The following is a 20,356-nucleotide window of genomic DNA, read 5'->3' as shown; positions in this document are numbered from 1 at the left end:
CCCGTAACCGCTGCCTCGGCCCTTTCCTCCCACCTCCGTTGATCCAGGAAGAGCCTCAGACGTGCACATTCCCGCGACCCTGGTGCGTGGCGGCACAAGCAAGTGCTGGCTGTTCAACCAGGTCGAAGTCCCGACCGACCGTGGCGACCTCGAAAGGCTGCTGGTCGCCGCGTACGGCGCCACCGATCCCGTGGAGTTGGACGGCGTGGGCGGGGCCACCCCCACCACCTCGAAAGCGGCCGTGGTCAGCGCCTCACCCCAGCCTGGCATCGACGTCGACTACCTGTTCGCTCAAGTCGGCATCGGCACGGGCTCGGTGGAGTGGACGAGCAACTGCGGCAACTGCGCCACCGGCGTCGCCCTGTACGCGGTGACCAAGGGAATGGTTCCGGTCACCGGCGACCGGACGCGCGTGGTGATGCGCAACACCAATACCGGCGCGGTCCTCGAAGGGATCGTCGACACCCCCGGAGGCGTGGTGCACCACTTCGGCCGCCAGACGGTACCCGGCACCCGTGCCGGCGGGGTCGCAGTCGGCCTCACCTTCCGCAACCCCGCCGGTACCACTGCCTTACTGCTCCCCACGGGCCGGACCGCCCAGGACCTGCGGGTCGGCGCCGCCGAGCCGGTACGCGTGAGCATGGTGACCGCGGGAGCCCCGGTCGTCCTTGTCGACGCCGCCAGTGCCGGACGTACCGGTGCCGAGTCACTGGAGCGGATGAGCGCAGACGTCCCCTGGCTGCGCACCGTCCGTCATACCGCCGCACCCCTGATGGGGCTGCTCCGGCCGGGCGAGGAACCGGGCGACGCGGTGCCCAAGGTGGGCCTGGTCGGCCCGTCGGTGCCGTACACCACCACCCTCGGTGAACCGATCGGTGCCGAGGACTACGACGTGTCGGTGCGCATGCTCACCATGAACGCCCCGCACCCCGCGATCGGCCTGACCTCTGCCGTCGCCGTCGCGGCGGCCGGGTTGCTGGAGGGGTCCGTGGTCTCCCGGATCACGGACGGCCCGACCGATGAGTGGCTGCGCCTCGGCACGCCCGCCGGCGTCGTCGCGGTCCGCTGCACCGATGTGAGGGACGGCCTGCCGCACCGGGTCACCGTGCAGCGCGCGGCCCGTCTGCTCGCCGACGCCCGAATCTACGTACCGGAAGCAGGCAGCCCGCAAGCCGCCTGAGCCACGACGAACACCACCTCGGTCAGGCCGGCTCCCAGCCGTCCACACCGGGATACCCTCGCGCCCTCGGGGCGCGCCACCCCGTCCCCACCGCACCAAGGACAAAGATGTCTGCTGAAGTGATCTCCATAGGCGCCCTACTGGTGATGTTCGTGGTCGGCACCGTGCTGCCGATCAACCTGGGCATCCTCGCCTTCGTCGCCACCTTCGCGGTCGGCACCGCCTCGCTCGGCCTCACCGAGGACGAGATCTTCGAGGGGTTCCCGGCGAAGCTCTTCGTCACCATCGTCGGAGTCACCTACCTGTTCTCCGTCGCCCGCCGCAACGGCACCATCGACTGGCTCGTCGCGGCCGGGGTGCGGCTGGTACGCGGCAAGGTAGAGCTCATCCCCTGGGTGCTGTTCCTGGTGGCCGCCCTGCTGACGGCGTTCGGTACGTTCACTCCGGCCGCGGTCGCGATCCTCGCGCCGATCGGCATGAACTTCGCCTACCGCTACAAGCTCAACCCGCTGGTCGTCGGCATGATGGTGATCAGCGGCGGGCACGCGGGCGCGTTCTCCCCGCTGGCCGTCTCCGGTGCGCTGGTGCTCGGCCTCGTCGACAAGACCGATCTGCAGGTCTCCGCCGTGGCGCTGTTCAGCGCCAGCTTCGTGATCAACCTGGTGCTCTCGATCCTCACCTATGCCCTGCTCGCCAAGCGTCCCGCCCCGCTGGTCGAGGGCGCCGCGGAGGCGGCCGACGACGAGGACCTCGCCGTCTCCGGCAGGCCCGATTGGCGGCAGTGGCTCACCCTCGCCTCCCTGGTGGCCCTCGTCGTCGGCGCGCTCGGCTTCCACCTGGAGATCGGCTTCCTTGCGCTGGGCGCCGGCGCCCTGCTGGCCCTGGTGGACATGAAGCGGCAGGAGAAGGCCGTGGACGGCGTCAGCTGGGCCACCCTGCTTCTGGTCGCGGGCATGATGACGTACATCGCGATGCTGGAGAAGGCCGGCATCATCGAGGAGATCTCCGAACATGCCGCCGACCTGGGCGCCCCGCTCGTCGTCGCCCTGCTGCTGTGCTTCACCGTGGCCATCACCTCCGCCTTCGCCTCCTCCACCGCGATTCTCACAGCGATCATCCCCATCGCCGTACCGCTGCTGCTCTCCAGCCACCTCAGCGCCGCCGGACTGATCGCCGCGCTCGCCGTCTCCACGACGATCGTCGACACCTCTCCCTTCTCTACCAACGGAGCACTCGTCCTCAGCAACGCCCGTGGGGTGGACACCCGCCGCTTCTACCGCCAGGTCATCGGCTACACCGGCGGAATCGTCGCCCTCGGCCCCGTCGTCGCCTGGGGCGCCCTGGTCCTGCCCTGGTCATAGCGCAGAGATGGACGACGGACAGCGGAGGGCGCCGAGCAGACCACGCACGGCGCCCTCCGTGCTGATTCTGTGTGCGGGCCAGGGAAGATACGGCCTCACCCGGAGGTCAAGCGACCGCCGATCCCGCATCGGGACTATCGCACCTGGCCCCACCCGCCGTCGCGGGCAGTCCCCGCGCCTTTGCGGCACACATCCGCAGCCGGTGGTGCCACCCCGCCAGTTGCCGTACTTCCAGTCCTCGCCAGGAACATCATCGAGACCGGCACGAGTCCCACCGACTCGCCAGCACCAGGGCGGCCCGGGCACTGCACACAGCCGAAGGCTGACCACGGATCAGCTGCACCGCTGAAGCAGCTACGGCGTCACTCCCGGCCAGCCACCCGTTCGTCATCCTCGTCGTCGCCGTCCTCGTCGACGAAGTCGAAATCGTCCAGCTCGTCGTGGGTGAACCAGGCCCGGGACGACTCAGGTGCCGCGAGGAGAAAGAGCATCACGATCGGGACCACAACGGACGGGATCCCGAACATGATCGCGCCAACCCGGGCACCGCGGTTGCCTTGCCATAGCCCGAGAGCCACCGAGCCCGGCAGGAGCGCGACGAGGCCGAGCAGTGCGAGCGCCGGCGCGCCTGCGATCGCAATGACCACAGCGGAGATCAGAAGGACGGCGGCGAACAGCGCGTAGATCACAACCGCTGCAACGACCGGCGCCGGGGGCCTGTTCATCTCATCCGAAGACATCTCGCGGATGTTATCGACGCTGCCCGGGACCGGTCCCGCTCAGCACAGTCACTGCGACCCGGTGCGGGCGGGCAAGGGAGTGCGGCCCGGGCGCACGAGACAGACACCCGGCGCCTGCGCCTGCCGTCACCACCGCCCAGCCAGAACGTCTGCCTCAGCCTGACAGCCCAGGAGCGTTGCCGGCTCCCATCCACGACACCACCCACCGCACCCCGATAGGCCGAACACCCGATGCATCACCCTGCCCTCCGTACGTCGTCGTCAACGGCTTCGGCAGCGAAGTCGAGCCGGTGACCGCGTACTTGCGAGACCTGGCCGTGGGCGACTGCAGCCCACTGACCGGCCGGAGCTACGCCTATGGGCTCCTGCGCTGGTTCCGGCTCTCGTGGCTGCTGGGCACGGGATGGGACAAGGCGACGGAGGCTGAGGGCGCCGTCCTTGCGGGATGGCTGCGTGCGGCCCGCAATCCTCAGCGTCAGCGGCGCTCGCCCCAGAGCAAGGCGTCGGGAGCCGTGAACGCTGCTGAACAACGGGGACTTCGCCGTCGCCTGGACCAACGGCGAAGCGGTGGGCGGCGGCGGGCTCCGCTACCGCGTCTTCGGCTACGACAGCACGCCCCGCACGGGCGAGATCCGCCCCGACATCACGGGTTCGGACGCCTGGGCCGGAGCGTGCTGACGGCCCTCGACAACGGACGGTTCGTCGCCGCGCACATCAACGCCACGGTGAACAGCGACCTCGGCGTGCTCCAGACCACTACCGTGGCCAGCGTCCTCGATCTTCCTGTCGTGGACGAGCATGGCGGCCGACGGCGACACTTGCATCCGCGGGTGCGTCCTCACTGCTGATGCCGGCGGGCTGTCGTCCTGACGGTCAGCCGCACGCGGGGGATCCACGCCAGTGACGTCCGCGTGGGCCCGCGGCGAGCGCCGCGGTACGGCTCTGGAGTGGGCCGCGCGCCGACAGTCGGGGCTGCCGCCGGACTGAGTAGGGTGCGACGCGGTGGCCCTGCTGGCTTACCCGTCCTGGGTGGCGTTCTTCCGAACCCCCCTACCAACGAGCCACCTTCCATGGGAGCACACATCGCTGACCGCCCCTGCCGGCCGCCGCATTCCGCCTGCGGCGGCCGGGCAGGGGGCTCGGCCCCGTCGGCCGGTCCGCCGGTCGGCTAAGCAGCTCACCGCTTGGAGACGGCCGTCGCACCGTGGTCCTTCTCGGCACTGCCGCAGCGCGGTGCGGCTGCTGTGCTTCGTCGAGCAGGGGACGGTTGAACGTTGTCATCAAACACTGTTCCCACGGCCTGAACCAATGTCGTGGCGCCGCGGCTGGTTGCCGCTGGACACCAGATGCATCAGCAGATGTTCTGCGTCACAGTGGAACAGGAGCGGAAGCGAAACTTCACCGGATTCCATGCCATTGACACACTTGCCCCTTGGCGGTCATCTATGGCCTGTCGAGTTGGGCATACCCACGCACGCACGTCACCTCCGGCACGGCCTCGAACGGACCTCGCCGACTGCCTCCTGACTCGTCTGCCATACAAGACTCCATGAGGACGCCGAAATTGCGCCTCTGGCAAACCTTGCTGCACTCCAGAAAGGTTGAGTCAAATGAACACCTTTCCCAAGCCCGTGATCGACGCCATGGCCGATCGCGCCATGCGTCTGCACCACATGCTGTGGCACACCGCACGTGACTCCTGGGCGAATCTCACACCGGAGGAGCAGGAGGTGTTCCGCCACCACGGCTGGGAGCCGCCGCGCCCTTCCCTGACCGCGCCTGACCCTGTCACCGGGATACCCTCTGTCGAACTCGACAACGGCTCGGGCGAGGACTTCCTGTTCATGCACCGGCAGATGATCGCCATGGTCAACGAGATTCTTGCCGAGTTGGGCGACCCGCAGCATCCTCGTGTGGAGGGATGGCCGACAATTCCGCCCCCGGAGGACACTGAATACCCGGTCCCGCCCCCCTTTGACATCCCGGGTGACAGCGACACCGCCGACGTCATCCGGAACGCCAAGACTCAGGAGTCATTCAACCGGATTCGCCAGTGGGAGGCGGAGTTCACCGACCCGGCGAAGCTCCGTCAGATGACACTCCGCCGCCTCGGCGCGAGGATCGAGTTCGGCATCCACAACCGGATGCATCTGCGCTGGTCAGCCGCAATGCCCTCCTACCGGCCAGGCGGGGACGCATTCAACGTCGACCCCCAATGGGATGACGCCAGTTACAACTGGCTCGCCGACACCTACTCCGCCCACGTGAACCCAATCTTCTGGAAGCTCCACGGCTGGGTGGACGCCCGGATCGACGACTGGATGGCTGCCAACGAGCTGACAGGGCAACCAGTTCCGTGGAGTTTCGACCCACCGTGGAGCGGCCCCGCAGGCGATCACGACCATCGCCCTGTGGCCCTGCTCGCTCTGCGCGCTCAGCCGGGCAACGCCGAGGCCGACGCTCTGCAGTCGCGTCTCAGCAGCATGGAAACCACCGTCGAGCACCTGAAGCAGGCAGGCGTTGTTGAACCCGCCCGCTTTGCCGTCTACGAGGACGTCTGACCGCCCGGCACGCAGCCTGGCACGGACGGACACGTCAGGTCAGGTCAGACCGTCGTATTCGTAGATCAACAGCGAGTCTCAACTCCAGTTCAGCGAACCGGAGCTTGTTGAAGTCCTCGACGAGCTCGGGCCTGTTGAGGAAACTCCGATAGGTATAGGTCTCAGTCAGCTCTACCGTACCCATCCCGAACATGCTTCCCTGCCCGGCTTTACCGATCGGGTCTGGGACTGCGCATTCTCATCAGTTGGCGCGCTTCCCCGACGGCACCGAACAAGCAGTGCTGAGCGGCCACAATCACTGGATCAACCAATGCGCTTTCTCTCCCGACGGGCTCCGCACGGTGGGCGGGGCAGGCGTTTACGTCCTGTCCTACCTGCCGTAATACCAACCCCTCTCACAGACAACGAAAGATCACGATGTCAGTCGGCGAGCGCGGTGGTGACGATTGCCTTGATGTGCGCGAGGTCGGAGCCCGCCCCCGTCGGGTTGAGGGAGTACACCACGCGGTGCCGGAGGTCTCGGGTTGCGAAGAACCCGTTGTCCCAGCCGGGGCGGGAACCTGTCTTGCCCCATGCGTAATCGCCGTTCGGCAGCTGGTAGCGCATATGAGCCCGCCGATGCTGTAGCAGGCCGCTGGGCCGAAGCAGTTCGTGTTGGTGGCGGCGCCCTTCACCTTCGGCACCTCGAACACCAGCTTTTGCTGGATGGGCGGGAGCAGGCGGCCCCAGAACAGCGCCATGAGGAAGCGGTCCAGGTCAGCGGCGGTGGAAATCATGCCGCCCTCGGCCCACGGGTACGGGCTCTGCTCGGTCACGTTCTGGCCGTCAACGTAGACCTGCGCGTGGGGTGAGGGAATCGTCGGGTCGTCGGCGGCGGGCATGCTGGTGTGGAGCAGGTGCAGCGGCCGGATGATCCGACGCTCCAGCTCCTGGGCGAGGGGGTGACGGGTGACCCTCTCGACGATCAGTCCGAGGACGAGGGAGTTGAGGCCGTTGTACTGCTGCTCGGAGCCGGGGGCGGGCGGCGAGTCAGTGGCTGAGGCGAAAGAGTTGCGCAGGGCGTCTTGGGGCGTCGAAGCCTTCAGCCACCATCCCGGTCCGTCGGCAGGGCCAGGGGGCGCGGCGGGCCTGGGCAGACCGCTCGTGTGGTCGAGGAGCTGGCGGATGGTGACGCGGTCGTACGCGCCGGGCATCAACCCGGGGACATACCGCCGCGCCGGTGCGTCAATGTCGATCCGGTGCTCGGCAACGAGCTGCAGAACCACTGTATTCGTGAACACTTTGGTGATGCTTCCGATCCGGAAATACGCGTCAGCAGTGACAGGGCCGGCGGCGGCCCCCACGCCGTCCCGTCTGACCAGCGCGCCCGCTACGACGTTGTCGGGCAGGTGGTCGAGGACGTCTTGGACGGTGGCGGTTATGGGAGCTGGGGAACTGGCAGCAGCCATGGCGGCGGTCCCGGGCAGCGCCGCGCCGACGGCGAGAGCGGTGGCCAGGAACAGGGCGGTGACGGCGGGGCGGATGCGCATCCGGGTTCCTTCAGAGAGGCGTTGACGGGCCTGGGTGACAACGTCAACTCTGCTGCGTGCAGCTACCATTGCCCATCAGTGATCACCCTGATCCAAACCCTGGGCCGCCCCTAACAGATATGACCTGGTGCTGTGACCGCATAGTTCGCGGCATCGGTGGCTGCGGGTATGAGGGGGCGTCCGCCCCAGCGGATGCCTTTCTCGCTGCGGACGCGGGCGCGTTCCTTGCGTGGGGCGGTGAGCACGCCGGGGTGGCGGGCGTTGGCGTTGCGCCAGCGCAAGTAGCGGTACAGGGCGCGCTGGTTGTTGTCGGATTGCCGGTCAAGGGGGCACTTCGCGTACCGGGTCAAGAGAGCCTCCACACTGTTGCCGACCGCTGGGCGACCTCGGCCGGTCCGCGCTGTTACTCCGCACGCAGATCAGAATGTGTGTCACCCGCAAGGGCATCGGTCCAGCGAGCGATTGGGCCGCCGTAGATGGGTGATCGAGCGGACCATCACGACCGGCCGGCCCCCTCCACCTGTACGCCGACCGCAGCCGGTAGAGCACGAGCTGGTGCCCTGGAGACGACACAGCTCTCTGCGTGGGCCGCGCTGCCCGCGGGGAAGCGACCCGGCGTGACCTCTGGACGTGACCGGCGCTCGCGGTCAGTCGAAGTGAAGGAGGATCTCGTTATGGATCTCTGAGCCACGGTAGTGGGCGAGGAGGTTGCGGGTGACGAGCATGTGGTCGATCAGGCGCCTTACTTCCAGGGCCTGACGCATGCGTTTCATTGACGACAGGAACCTGCCTTCGGCCCAGCTGTCGGCGGTGCGCCAGATGTCCTTCTTGGGGTCGATCATCTGGGCGGGGATCTCGCTGGGGATCTTGGATTTCAGATGCACGGTGATGACGTGCACCAAGCGCACGCAGACCCCGGCCCCTGAGGAACGACCTGGTCGTCGAGCCCCGCTACCAGCGGCTCACCGCTGCACGGCGATGACCAGGTTGCGCACGTCGAAGACGGCGTCGCTTCTACAGGTTGAACATGGCAATCCGGATCTGTGTCACAGGTCCCCCAGGACTCGCTACAGCATGGATACATAAGGTAATCAAGGCTTAGTGATGCGACAGTGAGGTGCGCTCGACGTTCCGCCGACGACCTGGCAACACATCACTCAGGCGGAATTCGACAGCGGCCTGTAGGCGTCTGACGTACCCAATCGCGCCACGCGCCCCCACCCGCTTGAGGGAATGCGCAAAGTCACTGGCATCGTGCTGTGCTCTTCGGGTTCCGATTGGAGTTTCTCGCCGGCCGTCGCGCGGGGCAGGAGGATCGGAGAGGGTGGAGTGAACAGGATTCCGAACCAGAACCAGGGAGATAGCGATGTCGGTGCGTGTCATCGTGAAGCTGGCCGAGGACAGGGATTGGTCTGCTGTCGCCGATGGTTTGAAGATGGCGGGAGCGGAACGGGTACACGCTCCTCGCGAGTCGCTACCCGACCGGGCAGTGGCGCTGTTTTCAGACGAGCTCGGCGTTTCCGCGGCGGTGGACGCTGCTCGCGGCGTCGAGGGTGTGGTTGACGCTGAGCCAGACGCAATGCGCTACACCAGCGGCCCGGGTACGTGAAGGACGCACTCCTGGGCAGAGCGCTGAAGGCCGGACAGATACCCGTGACTAAGATTTCGGGACCTTTTGCGGGCCGACGAGCTGCCCGCCGAGGGAAGTGCTCGGCGGGCAGCGCGCGAGATCCGACGACAGCAGTTCAGACGAGGGCAGCGAGGGCAGCGTCGGCGTCGACCAGGCCGAAACCGAATTGGTCGTTGGGCACCGGGTCGGCAGGACGTCGGCGCAGCGGCCTTGCGGTGGCGTGGAGGATGTTGCGGACATCGTCGGCGCTCAGGAAGGGATCGCGGGACAGGATCAGAGCCGCGACTCCGGCGACATGCGGGCAGGCCATGGAAGTGCCGTCCGATGAGGAGAACGTGTCGTCCAGGAACGTACTGAGGATGTTCACCCCGGGCGCCGACACATCGATGTGCGGACCGGTGTTCGAGAAGGGCGCCTTACGGTCCAGCAGGTCGGTGGCACCCACAGCGATGACATCGTCGAACGCGGCCGGGAAGTTGACCACCGGTCCGAAGTCATTGCCCATCGCTGCTACGACGACCACGTTGCGGCTGATGGCGTGGGCGATGGCGTCGCGCTCAACCTCTGTGGCCACAGTGCCGCCGAGACTGAGATTGAGGACCCGGGCACCGTGGTCGACCGCCCACCGGATGCCCGCGGCGATGTCCGCCGCGCTGCCGACGCCGCTGATGACGCCGTCGGCGAGCCGACGGATGCGGGCGAGCACCCGCACAGGCATCAGACGGCACTCCCAGGTCACACCGCTCACACCCTCACGGTTGTCGGAGCGACAAGCGATGGTCCCGGCGACATGCGTACCGTGCCCCACCTCGTCCTGCGGAAGGTCATCCACACCCAGGAAGTCGCCCTCGAACACCCAGCCGTCATCTGCCACCGGGTCCGGTCCGAGATCGACGAAGTCTTTTCCCTGTCGCAGGAGCGGCGCGAGTTCGGGATGGTCGAGGTCCACTCCGGTGTCGATGACGGCGACCGTGATCGCATCACTGCCCCTGCTCCGTTCCCATGCCCGCGGGCAGTTGATCCTCTTCAGCCCCCACTGCTGCGCGAAGAGGGGATCGTTGGGAATCACGGCGGTCTGCTCACGCCAGCGGTTGGGTTCGGCAAACGCGACCTCTCCCAGACCACTCAGCCGCTGGACCGCCTGAGCGACGCTCTGCGCCGGGTCGAAGCGGACACGGAAAGAGGCACTCAGGTCGGTCTGCTCCGCGACACTCGTGATCCCCACGCGGGTGGGAAGCGGCGGGGGATGCAACCGGGTCACAGACCGGACCCCGATGTCGCGGAATGCCTGGTCGAGCGGATCAACACCGAGACGGGTAACTGCGGCGAGCGCCCCTCGCACGCGACCGGTCGGCACGGGGACCGAGACCTGTTCCGCAGCCTCCGGTGTCATCTTGACGAGCACTTCGCCGGGAACCTGAGGGTCCTGGTCCGGGGCGAAGACGCTGGTCCGCTCGTCCGGATCCTCTGCATCCGTGTACGCGTACTTGTCGCTGCCGTTCTGTGCCATGGCCTCTCCCTCAAGGATCGAGCAGAGCGAGCATGGAGCGAAGCTTCCTCTTTAGCCACTATCACCCGATCAGCCCCATGGTGCACTCTGATCACTGGCGCTTCGCGTTCCAGCCCTGACGGCATCTGGCACCCACACCCTCGACCGGACGCGTTGACACGGCAGGGAAAGATGGACCGGCCACCGATGCCCCGCTCGGCGAACCCCACCCACGACGCTACCCTCGCGTCGGCGGCCCCCCTCGGCCTGGTGGAGGCCTACGACCTGATCCGCCTCACCGACACCACCGTCGCGGCCGTCATCGGAGACGTGCAAGGCCACGACATGTCGGCAGCCGCCCTCATGGGCCTGGTACGCATGGCCGTCCACTCCCACGCCACCGCCGGAGCCGCGCCCGACCAGGTCCTCACCCGCACCGACCGCGACCTCGCCGACCTGAACGCCAGCCGCTTCGTCTCCTGCCTCTACGCCCACATCGACCTCACCCGCCACCAGGTAACCCTCGCCAGCGCAGGACACCCGCCCCCGCTCCTTCGGTACCCCGACAACCGGACCCATGCCGTTGCCATCCATCCCGGCCCGCCCCTCGGCGTCGGTCTCGGCACCCCCTCCTACCGACTCACCACGCTGCCGCTGGACCCGGGGGCACTCCTCGCCCTCTACACCGACGGCCTCGTGGAAACCCCCGGCACGGACATCGCCCAGGCCATCACCGACCTCGCAGACAGCCTCGCCGAGTGGAGCGGCCTTCCCCTCCACCAACTCGTGGACAACCTCGTCCACCGCACTCGCCAAGCCAGTCAACACACCGACGACATGGCCCTACTCCTGCTCCGGCCCGACCGCACAGCCGAGCTGTGATCAAACTTCAATGACAAACGCTTGACTTGTCGTTTATCCAATGCGGCGTGGTTTTGTGCCCACCTTGCCTTGTGGTGGGCGGGGCGGCTGTATGCCTCACCGGTTGCGAGGACTCTGCCCACTTCATGATGGGTGACTGGGCGACGGTTCTTCGAGCCGGCGGCCTGCCGGGCCCAGGACGGAACGGTTTCGGTGCGCTGGCCGGAGTAGTGCCGGTTTTCGTGCGCAGGTTTCCCCCGCGCCTGCGCGGTCGCCTTTCCATAGAGGCGGGTGTCGGTGACCGTCACGGCTTGCTCGGTGCCCCAGGTGGCGGAGTCACCAAAGGCGAACTCGCCGCCGCGCTTGGGCGGTCGGCCGCCCTTCGGGGCGTAGGGCGGTCAGAGCGGAGCCGGCCGAGGACCTCGACGGGCAGGTCACACAGCAGGTGAGCGATGCGGGGTGCGTCATATCCGGGTTCCAGGTGTTCCGGCGCGAGCGCCGGGTCGACCAGCGTCCGCACCGGCCCGTCCGTGCACAACAGCGCGTCACAGCGGATCGGTGGAGGGCGGCGGTGCGCTCGGGGTCGGGCTGTCTGGCGGCGTGGTGTCTGGGGCTGCGAGGCGTCGCTGGATGTCGATGTGCCGGAACTGGTAGACCGAGCCGACCTGCCGCAGTACGCCGCGGCGGCGGTGGGCGTCGTCGAGGAACGCCATCACGTTCCACGGGAGCCTCCAGCGCAGGACCAGGTAGAGACGGATCAGGAGGAAGCGTCCTGTGGCGGTCCGGTTCAGGGCGAGGGCCAGGCCGGTCGGCGATGTCCGGGATGCAGGTGTGCGGGATGCGGGAGCGGAGACGGACGGTGTCCTCATCCCAGGCGCGTTCGAGCGGAACTCCGATGCGGAGGAAGTCCCTGGCCTCGACCGCGGCATCGTTGACGAGGGCGTGCAGGTGCTCGGTAGTTGGTGCGGGAAGGGGCGGCGGGAACCAGGCTGGGAGGCCGGGTGGTTGGGCCGGCCGCTTCGCCGCTCCGGCCGCCTCCGCCCGCAGTTGTTGCCCTGCGACCTGGCAGGTGACGGCCGCGAGATACCCGATCCCCGGTTCGATCCGGGGATTGCCGATGACCAGCTCGGCGATCCGGCCCTTCTGCTTCAGCTGGTTCAGCACTTGGAGAGCGGTCATCTCGTCGAGGGCCGGCACGTTTTCCTTCCCGCGCCAGACAGGGAGCGCGGGCGCGGGCCGGCCTACCGTCGTCGGCTTCCACTCGCTCAACAGATGCTTCGCCGCTTCGAGGCGGGCGCCGGACCTTCCCACGCTGCGGCCGGTGCCCGAGAGCACCTGCCCCTCGCTGACGCAGGCAGCCACACACACGAACAGAGGCTCCAGCCCCGCGATGCCCGGTTGCTCGTCGAAGGTCAGCTCGCTGATCACACCCCTCCTGCATCCGCCGGAGCCTCCGCGCCATAAGGAGGTGCACACCGTGAAGTCGTGATGCTCCAAGGCAGGTGTATCCGCCCCCTCCCACGCGCTCCCGTTCCCGCCCTGCGCTCCGGCCCCCCCAACTTCACACCGGACTTGAAGATGTCGGCAGGCTCACCCCGGCCATGAACAGCCCGCGCGCGGGACCCCCGTACGCCCCGCATGCTGTGCATCGGCCGTAAGAGTCTGTCGCCGATACTCAGAAGCCCCGCCGGGCCGCACCTGCGGGGCTTCTCGTCGCACGCTGCTCTCACACGCCTATCACCGACTGCGTCGCCCCCCCCCCGGGGACCAGAATTGCCCGACCTGGCATTCCGTGCTCATCTACTCTGCGTGGCCGGTCTTGCCGTCCGCGGCCGGACGCAGATGCCGTCGGAAGCATGGGCTCCGCCAGGGCGGCATGGCCACTCCGCTGACGGCGGCGCAGCTCGCCGGGCGCCCGCGCGGACGGCGCACGTTGCGGGCCGTCAGCCGGTACCGACCGCCACCCCGGCGTACGCCACCGCCGTCAGGGCCAGAACGGCGGCGGGCAGGGCTCGCACGGGCGGGTCGCCGTGCCGCAGGTGGACCACCGCGGCGACGGTCATCAACAGCGCCAGCCCGATCGCGGCGGCCACCCCGAGCGGGGCGGAAGCCAGCCCGAGCACCAGTCCGACGGCTCCGGCCACTTCCAGGGTGCCGACGAAGCGGTAGAGGCCCGGCGACATGCCCAGGTGCGCTGCCGCCTGACGCATGAACGGCACCGCGGCGATCTTCGCCCCTCCCAGGGGCAGGAAGACCAGGACCAGGACGACGGCGAGGGTGATCTGTGCGGTCGTCACGCCGACCACCCCCGGCGTTCGGCGCCCAGCCGGGCGTAGTGGTCGATCAGGTCGGGGGCGTCCACCGTCGCGGGGTTGACCACGTGCTCGGCCGGGGCTCCCTGGAGGAGGCGTTTGACGGGGACTTCGAGTTTCTTGCCGGTGCGGGTGTGCGGGATGCCGGGGACTTCGAGGATCTCGTCGGGGACGTGGCGGGGTGAGGCGCCGGCCCGGATCGCCTCCTTGATCTTCTCGCGGAGCGGGTCGTCCAGGGTCACGCCGGCGGCGAGGACCACGAACAGCGGCATCCAGTAGCCGCCGTCGGGTTCCTCGACGCCGATGACGAGGGCCTCGGTGATCTCGGGGAGGCGTTCGACGACGTCGTGGATGTCGGCGCTGCCCAGGCGTACGCCGTTGCGGTTCAAGGTGCTGTCGGAGCGGCCGTGGACGATCACGGAGCCGTGTCCCGTGACTGTGATCCAGTCGCCGTGCCGCCATACCCCGGGGTCGGAGGAGAAGTAGGCGTCGCGGTAGCGGGTGCCGTCGGGGTCGTTCCAGAAGTACAGCGGCATCGACGGCATCGGGCGGGTGACGACCAGTTCGCCCACCTGGTCCACGATCGGGAAGCCCTCGGCGTCGTACGCGGCCAGCGCCACGCCCAGGTGGGGCGCCGACAACTCCCCTGCCCAGACCGGTGTGTTGGGTGCGCTGCCGGCGAAGCCGGACACCACGTCCGTGCCGCCGCTGATGGACGCGAGCAGGACGTGGTCGCCGACGTGGTGGCGGACCCAGGGGTAGGCGGAGGCCGGCAGAGCGGAGCCGGTGCAGCCGACCACGCGGATCGAGGACAGGTCGTGCGCCGAGGGGTCGATGCCGAACTTGGCCATGCCCAGCAGGTACTGGGGGCTGGTGCCGAAGACGGTCACGCGGTGGCGCGCGGCCAGCTCCCACAGGACGTCGGGCTTGGCGAAGGGCGCCGGGCTGCCGTCGTATGTGCACGTCGTGGCGCCCGTCAGGAGGGTGGAGGCGACCAGGTTCCACATCATCCAGTGGGTGGTCGTGTACCACAGGAGGCGGTCGCCGGGGCCCAGGTCGGAGTGAAGTCCGAGGGTCTTCAGGTGCTCCAGCAGGACGCCGCCGTGGCCGTGGACGATGCCCTTGGGCAGGCCGGTGGTGCCGGAGGAGTACACGACCCACAGGGGGTGGTCGAACGGCACGGGGGTGCAGGTGAGTTCCTCGGCGCGGGTGGAGGCGTCCTCCCACGGCACCACCAGCGACGGGTACGCCTGCGACGGCCACGGCAGGCCCACGTGGTCCACCAGGACGGTGGCCTTCAACGTCGGCAGTGCACCGGCGAGTTCGAGGGTGGCGTCGCGGCGGTCGTGGGTGGTGGCGTTGAAGAGGTAGCCGTCGGCGCCGATCAGGACGGTGGGTCGGAGCTGGGCGAAGCGGTCGGCGGCGGCCTTGGGGGCGTAGTCCTGCCCGCAGACCGACCACACGGCGCCCAGGCTCGCGGCGGCGAGGAACGCGACGATCGCATGCGGGGTGTTGGGCAGGTAGCCCACGACCCGGTCCCCCTTGCCGACGCCCAGGTCGCGCAGGGTGGCGGCGACGGAAGCGACCTGGGAGCGCAGCCGGCCTCCGGTCACCTCGTACCCGGAGCCGGTCTCGTCGAGCGCGATGATCGCCACGGCGTCGTCGGCGAGGTTGCGCAGGGCGTGGTGGGCGTAGTTGAGGGTGGCGCCGGGGAACCAGCGGGCGCCGGGCATCCGCTCCTGCGCCAGCACCTGCTCGTACGGGGTGTCCGCGTCGATGTCGAAGTACCCCCACACCGCGCCCCAGAAGCCCTCCAGGTCGGTGACCGACCAGCGGTGCAGGGCGGCGTAGTCGGAGCCGGCCATCCCGACATGGCGGGCGAAGTCCATGATGTGGCTGTCCGCGACGGCCTGCGGATCGGGCGTCGTGAAAGGCTCGGGCACGGTCATCCTGTGGCGCTCCTCAGCGGGCTGTCCTCGACGGTCCGTCGGGGTGGGTGGGGGCTGCGCGTGGTGTGCAGAAGGGCCGCCCAGGCGGCGGTGTCGGTGAAGTCGCGGCCCCCGGCCGGGACGACGTCCATGACGACGCGGTCGGGGCGCAGCAGGACGGCGTCGGCCCGGCCGGCGCGCATCCAGGCCGCGAGCGTGCCGTCGTCGCCGAGGCCGGTCACGGGGATCGCCCGGACGCCGATCGCGTGGGCGAGCACGCTCAGCGAGGGCCAGGGCTCCGCGGTGGTCAGGATGGTGAAGGAGTCGCCGAGCAGCTCGTCGAGACGGGTACGCGGTCCGTCGCCGGTGATCCACGGCTGCGGGCAGTGGGTGCCCGCGAGGCCCCTGCGGATGCGGCGTCGGACGAGGGGCCCGGCGGTCAGGGGCGGGCTGAGGTCGCGGCCGGCCGCCGTTGTCAGGCCGGGTATGCGGCAGGCCGCGGCCAGGAGTCTGCGGCGCACCGCGGCGGCGCCGTCCTGGCCGCCGGTCATGGCCCAGCCCATGGCGACCGCGAGCCGGATCACATGCCGGGCGTGCGGCTTGCGTTCGCTCTCGTACGTGTCCAGCAGCCACTCGTCGCCGCCCTGAACCAGGACACGGGCGAGCTTCCAGGTGAGGTTGTGGGCGTCGCGCATCCCCGAGCACAGGCCCTGCCCGATGAACGGCGGGGTGAGGTGGGCGGCGTCGCCCAGGAGGAAGACCCGTCCGCCGCGCCATCGGTCGGCGACGCGCGCCCGGAAGGTGTACCGCGCCTCGCGGACGACCTCGAAGTCCCCGTCGTAGGAGGGCGGCAGCCATGGCGCGACCAGCTCGCGGACCGGTTCCTCGGCGTCCCCGCGCCGGAACTCCCAGCGGTAGCGGTCCTCGCCGACGCGCATGAAGGTCGCCGGGCGGTGCGGGTCGCAGACCTGGTCGACGCCCTCCCAGCAGCGGACGTCGGCCTTCGTGCGGACGTCGACGACGGTCCAGCATTCCTCGAAACGCAGGTCCTCCCACACTGCGCCGATGGCGTCGCGGGTGAGGCTGTTGGCACCGTCACAGCCGAGGACCGCGTCGGCCCGCAGCAGGTGTTCGCCCTCGTCGTCGCGGTAGGTCACCCGGACCGGGCCGTCGCCGTCCTGCTCGACGCCGACGACCTCCACCCCACCGCGCAGTTCGCACTCCGGGCGCCGGGAGAGGGCGTCGCGCAGCAGCCGCTCCAGCTCGGGCTGGTCGAACATGCTGGTCTGCGGGTAGCCGTGATGGCCGTGCTCGGTGCGGCGGAACTCGGCCATCACCCGGTGCCGCGCGTCCAGCAGCCGCAGCCCGCCCGCCGGGCGGGCGATCGCGGCGAACTCCTCCCCCACGCCCGCGGCCTGGAGGATCCTGCGGACCTCGTCGTCGGTGGCGACGGCGCGCGGGAGGGGGTAGAGGTCCCGGTGGCGTTCCAGGATGACGGTGCGGACTCCGCGCCGGGCGAGGAGGAGGGCGGCGGTCACGCCCACCGGTCCGGCGCCGACGACGACCACCGGTACGTGCTGTTCGGTACGGCTCACCTCAGGTCCCTACTTCGCGTCCGTGACGGGCGTGCGCTGCTCGCCGAGGTCGATCCGGCCGCCCGGGGTCGAGATCGTCGCGGTGATCACGTCACCCGCGTGCAGGTAGTGCGGATTCCGCGCCTGGGACTTGAAGAACGCCTTCCACTTCAGGGCGGGCGGCAGCAGCGCGCCGATCTTCTCGACCGGCTTCGGCGGAGCCTTCAGGGCCGTGCCGCCGGGCGTGCCGGTCAGCAGCAGGTCACCGGGGTCGAGGGTCTGGAACCGGGCCAGCAGCGTCAGCGCCTGCGCCGGACGGACGATCATGTCGGCGAGCGTGCGGTCCTGGCGCAGCTCGCCGTTGACGGACAACTGCAGCCGCAGATCGGGGAGCCGGACGAAGTCCTCCGGCTCCAGCAGGGCGAGGTACGGGCCGGTCGGCGTGAAGGTCGGGTACGACTTGCTCTCGTAGAACTGCGTCTTCGTCAGCTGGACATCGCGGGCGCTGACGTCGTTGGTGATCACCAGCCCGGCGACGTACGACGGCAGGTCCCGCTCCTCGACGACGGTGCCGACGGGCAGCGGCACCCCCATGACCAGACCGAGCTCGATCTCGTAGTCGAGGAACTCCACGTGGGAGGGCCGGACGACGGTGTCGCCGGGTCCGCTGACCGAGCCGGACGCCTTGCGGAAGAAGGCGGGCGGGATGTCGCCGGTGAAGCCCGAATCGCGGGCGTGGCTGCGGTAGTTGACCATCTGGGCGACCACCCGGCAGGGGGTGGTGACCGGCGAGAGGGCGACCAGGTCGGCGACGGGCGTGCCCGTGTCGGTCGACAGGGCCGCCTCTCGTACGGCGTCACGGTCGGCGATCAGCTCGGCGGTGGTGGCGGCCTTGGTGTCGACGGGGACGGCCCGGTCGCGGCGGGCGACCCACCAGCCGTCGGCGGTGCGCAGGACGTTGGTGCTCATGTCAGTACCTTCGTGAGGGGGCTGGGGTTCAGGATTTGGTGGCCTTGAGCAGGCCCAGCAGGCGCGCCGGGTCCATCTCGTTGTCACCGCGCAGGGCCTGGATGACGTCACGGACCCGCTGCGGGGAAGGGCTCGCGCCGAGGAAGTCGCGGGTGGCGGGCGGACCCCACTGGGCCAGGCCGCTCGTCGACATCGGCGCCCACCCCGGCTCGACGTCGCAGGAGAACAGGTCCCCGTCGGCGAAGTGCTCCAGCATGAAGCGGTCGGTGTCACGCCAGTAGTCGAAGAGCTGGCTGCCCTGGATGTGCCGACCGATGCCCCAACTTCGCTGGTAGCCGCGCTCCTTGAGGTACTCGCCGCCGGCGGCGATCGAGTCCAGGTCGGTGACCTGGTAGGCGGAGTGGACATAGCCCGTCCCCGGCCCCAGGTGCATGGCCAGCGTGTGGTGGTCGGCCGGCACGCTGCCGAGGTCGCAGCGGATGAACGCCATGACCGGTCCGCGCTCGCGCTGCCCGTCCAGGAACAGGAAGTCGGACACGATCATCCCCAGCGTGTCCAGGTACCAGTCCAGGGCCCGGGCGAATACGCGGGTCTCCAGAACGACATGGCCCAGCCGCTGGATCCGGGACGGCTCGCGCGGCGGTCGCTGCGTGGCGTTCGTACGCCGGTGATCCGTGCCGAAGTTGAGCAGCAGCGGCCGCTGCCCGGGCAGCGCCGGCAACCGCTCGCCGCAGTGCACGACCCGCACCGGGAAGCCCGAGGGGTCGAGCAGATGGACCGCCTTGCCGCCGCCCGGTACGTCCGTGTCCCGCACGTCGGAGCCGGTGGCCCGCGCCAGCCGGTCCAGATCGGCCCGCTCGCCCGCGCGGAACGCCGGGCCGATGAACCGGGATGTACGGCCACGGCGGATCACCATGCACGGGGAGCCGGCGAAGGTGCCGCACAGCCACAGTTCGCTCTCGGTGCGCGCGGCGACCTGGAACCCGAAGTCCCGGGCGAAGACCTCGGCCCGGTCCAGATCAGGCTTCTCGAACTCCAGCCAGGCCAGGTCCGCCACCTTGATCACGGGATTCCGCGACCGCCCGGGGTGCTCGCCGCGCAGGGCGCCCTGTTCGCTGTGGAGGTCCTGGTGGGCCGTCTTGACATCGGTCCCGTGGACGCGGGGTTCAGACATGGTGCTCTCCGAGCGACATCGCTGTGATGAGGGAATCATCAACTGTGACAGTTCCATCGTCAAGACGTTCGCGGGAAGAAATGATGGATTCATCAGAGCTGCTATCGCCATCGTCCCGGCGGTTAGAATCGGCGCATGCCTACGTCAGCCCCGCCCAGCAACCGGTTCGAGCGGCGCCGCGCCGAGACCCGTCGCGCGCTCATTCGCGCCGCCCGGCAGATCCTCGCCGAGACCGGTGACACCGGCGCCAGCATCCAGGCGATCGCCGAGCGCGCCGACGTCGGTTTCGGGTCCTTCTACAACCACTTCCAGTCCAAGACCGAGCTGTTCGAGGCGGCGGTGGTCGACGCGCTGGAGGAGTTCGGCCAGAGCTTCGACAAGCGCCTGGCCGGGATCGATGACCCGGCGGAACTCGTCGCGACGGGCTTCCGGCTCAGCGCCCGCATGGCCGACTCCCACCCGGAGCTGATGCAGGTTCTGCGCAGCCGGGGCCTGGGCCACATCCACTCGGACAACGGCCTGGCCCGGCGGGCACTGCGTGACGTGGAGGTGGGTATGGCCTCCGGCCGCTTCGCCCCCGTGGACCCGACGGTCGCCCTGTCCGCACTGGGTGGAACCCTGCTGTCCCTGGTGGAGCTGAGGTTCGCCCGCCCCGAACTGGACGGCGACGAAGCCGCGGTCGACCTGGCCGAGATGGTCCTGCGCATGCTGGGCGTGCCACCGGACGACGCCCACGAGGTCGCCCGCCGCCCCCTGCCCGACCCCGCCTGACCCACCCCACTACGCGGCGGCCGCGGAGCCCGGCCGGAAGGTGACCGACCGGCCGGCGAAGTCGGCCTCGATCCCGTCCCGCGTGAGGGTGACGGACCGCAGGCGCAGCCCCGCGGGGACGTTCTCCAGCGGAACAGGCTCTTCCAGGGCCTTGTTCAGCAGCGCCGCAGAGCACCCAGGGACCGCATCCCCGCGGGCGGGATTAACCACGCGTTGGCATGCCCGACCAGGCCCGAAGGCCTCCTCCCCCCACACACACCCGCAGCACCCAGTGCAC

At 69.3% G+C, this 20,356-nt stretch carries 17 protein-coding genes and 2 pseudogenes; 6 read left to right on the top strand and 13 right to left on the bottom strand.

Annotated features, from left to right (window positions below):
* The first annotated feature begins 61 nt into the window (after positions 1-61).
* Together PV963_RS40210 and PV963_RS40205 are read left to right on the top strand one after the other, a co-directional pair.
* Entirely contained in the window at positions 62-1,180 is a 1,119-nt protein-coding gene (locus PV963_RS40210; RefSeq protein ID WP_274821369.1) for a PrpF domain-containing protein, read from the top strand.
* Positions 1,181-1,287: 107 nt separating this feature from the next.
* The gene (locus PV963_RS40205) at positions 1,288-2,541 is read left to right on the top strand and encodes an SLC13 family permease (protein WP_274821368.1); all 1,254 of its coding nucleotides are present in this window, start codon (positions 1,288-1,290) and stop codon (positions 2,539-2,541) included.
* Between the two features lie 362 nt (positions 2,542-2,903).
* On the opposite strand, the gene PV963_RS40200 is transcribed toward PV963_RS40205, so the two are convergent.
* Positions 2,904-3,281, bottom strand: coding sequence for a hypothetical protein (locus PV963_RS40200; protein ID WP_274821367.1), 378 nt, complete (start codon positions 3,279-3,281; stop codon positions 2,904-2,906).
* A gap of 1,610 nt (positions 3,282-4,891) precedes the next feature.
* Between PV963_RS40200 and PV963_RS40190 the strand changes: the two genes are divergently transcribed.
* On the top strand, positions 4,892-5,842 hold the full coding sequence (locus PV963_RS40190; protein WP_274821366.1) for a hypothetical protein: 951 nt from the start codon (positions 4,892-4,894) through the stop codon (positions 5,840-5,842).
* Positions 5,843-6,237: 395 nt separating this feature from the next.
* Here PV963_RS40190 and PV963_RS40185 read toward each other — a convergent pair whose 3' ends face one another.
* From PV963_RS40185 to PV963_RS40175, 3 genes and pseudogenes are all read right to left on the bottom strand, one after another.
* Positions 6,238-7,371: a serine hydrolase domain-containing protein gene (locus PV963_RS40185; protein WP_274821365.1), complete on the bottom strand. Its 1,134-nt coding sequence runs from the start codon at positions 7,369-7,371 to the stop codon at positions 6,238-6,240.
* Between the two features lie 110 nt (positions 7,372-7,481).
* Positions 7,482-7,670: pseudogene (locus PV963_RS40180) on the bottom strand (hypothetical protein); the annotation flags it as partial.
* Positions 7,671-8,018: 348 nt separating this feature from the next.
* Positions 8,019-8,270, bottom strand: coding sequence for a hypothetical protein (locus PV963_RS40175; protein WP_274821364.1), 252 nt, complete (start codon positions 8,268-8,270; stop codon positions 8,019-8,021).
* A 467-nt stretch (positions 8,271-8,737) separates the two neighbouring features.
* Between PV963_RS40175 and PV963_RS40170 the strand changes: the two genes are divergently transcribed.
* On the top strand, positions 8,738-8,980 hold the full coding sequence (locus PV963_RS40170; RefSeq protein ID WP_274821363.1) for a hypothetical protein: 243 nt from the start codon (positions 8,738-8,740) through the stop codon (positions 8,978-8,980).
* A 136-nt stretch (positions 8,981-9,116) separates the two neighbouring features.
* Here the strand turns inward: PV963_RS40170 and PV963_RS40165 are convergent, their stop codons facing one another.
* Positions 9,117-10,511, bottom strand: a complete 1,395-nt coding sequence (locus tag PV963_RS40165) for a peptidase S8 (protein WP_274821362.1) — start codon at positions 10,509-10,511, stop codon at positions 9,117-9,119.
* A gap of 186 nt (positions 10,512-10,697) precedes the next feature.
* Here PV963_RS40165 and PV963_RS40160 point away from each other — a divergent pair, with 186 nt between their 5' ends.
* Positions 10,698-11,372, top strand: coding sequence for a PP2C family protein-serine/threonine phosphatase (locus PV963_RS40160; RefSeq protein WP_342456415.1), 675 nt, complete (start codon positions 10,698-10,700; stop codon positions 11,370-11,372).
* A 239-nt stretch (positions 11,373-11,611) separates the two neighbouring features.
* Here the strand turns inward: PV963_RS40160 and PV963_RS44175 are convergent.
* The 7 genes and pseudogenes from PV963_RS44175 to PV963_RS40125 all read right to left on the bottom strand — a co-directional run.
* A pseudogene (locus PV963_RS44175) lies at positions 11,612-11,829 on the bottom strand (NF041680 family putative transposase); the annotation flags it as partial.
* Positions 11,830-11,896: 67 nt separating this feature from the next.
* Positions 11,897-12,220 (bottom strand): hypothetical protein, encoded by a 324-nt coding sequence (locus PV963_RS40150; protein WP_274821361.1) that lies wholly within the window; start codon positions 12,218-12,220, stop codon positions 11,897-11,899.
* Between the two features lie 1,074 nt (positions 12,221-13,294).
* Positions 13,295-13,648, bottom strand: coding sequence for a DoxX family protein (locus PV963_RS40145; RefSeq protein WP_274821360.1), 354 nt, complete (start codon positions 13,646-13,648; stop codon positions 13,295-13,297).
* Positions 13,645-15,612 carry an acetoacetate--CoA ligase gene (locus PV963_RS40140; RefSeq protein WP_274821359.1) on the bottom strand — a complete coding sequence of 656 codons (1,968 nt, stop codon included), beginning with the start codon at positions 15,610-15,612 and terminating at the stop codon, positions 13,645-13,647. The genes PV963_RS40145 and PV963_RS40140 overlap by 4 nt, the downstream gene beginning before the upstream one ends.
* Entirely contained in the window at positions 15,609-17,186 is a 1,578-nt protein-coding gene (locus PV963_RS40135; RefSeq protein ID WP_274821358.1) for a bifunctional 3-(3-hydroxy-phenyl)propionate/3-hydroxycinnamic acid hydroxylase, read from the bottom strand. The genes PV963_RS40140 and PV963_RS40135 overlap by 4 nt, the downstream gene beginning before the upstream one ends.
* A gap of 9 nt (positions 17,187-17,195) precedes the next feature.
* Positions 17,196-18,134, bottom strand: coding sequence for a fumarylacetoacetate hydrolase family protein (locus PV963_RS40130; RefSeq protein WP_274821357.1), 939 nt, complete (start codon positions 18,132-18,134; stop codon positions 17,196-17,198).
* Between the two features lie 28 nt (positions 18,135-18,162).
* Positions 18,163-19,308 carry a VOC family protein gene (locus PV963_RS40125; RefSeq protein WP_274821356.1) on the bottom strand — a complete coding sequence of 382 codons (1,146 nt, stop codon included), beginning with the start codon at positions 19,306-19,308 and terminating at the stop codon, positions 18,163-18,165.
* 135 nt (positions 19,309-19,443) lie between these two features.
* On the opposite strand from PV963_RS40125, the gene PV963_RS40120 reads away from it, so the two are divergent.
* Positions 19,444-20,079, top strand: coding sequence for a TetR/AcrR family transcriptional regulator (locus PV963_RS40120; protein ID WP_274821355.1), 636 nt, complete (start codon positions 19,444-19,446; stop codon positions 20,077-20,079).
* 9 nt (positions 20,080-20,088) lie between these two features.
* Here PV963_RS40120 and PV963_RS40115 read toward each other — a convergent pair whose 3' ends face one another.
* On the bottom strand, positions 20,089-20,289 hold the full coding sequence (locus tag PV963_RS40115) for a hypothetical protein (RefSeq protein ID WP_274821354.1): 201 nt from the start codon (positions 20,287-20,289) through the stop codon (positions 20,089-20,091).
* Between the last annotated feature and the right edge of the window lie 67 nt (positions 20,290-20,356).

The organism is Streptomyces coeruleorubidus, assembly GCF_028885415.1.
GTDB classification, from domain to species: Bacteria; Actinomycetota; Actinomycetes; order Streptomycetales; family Streptomycetaceae; genus Streptomyces; species Streptomyces coeruleorubidus_A.
This window is presented reverse-complemented; position numbering and strand designations above follow the sequence as displayed.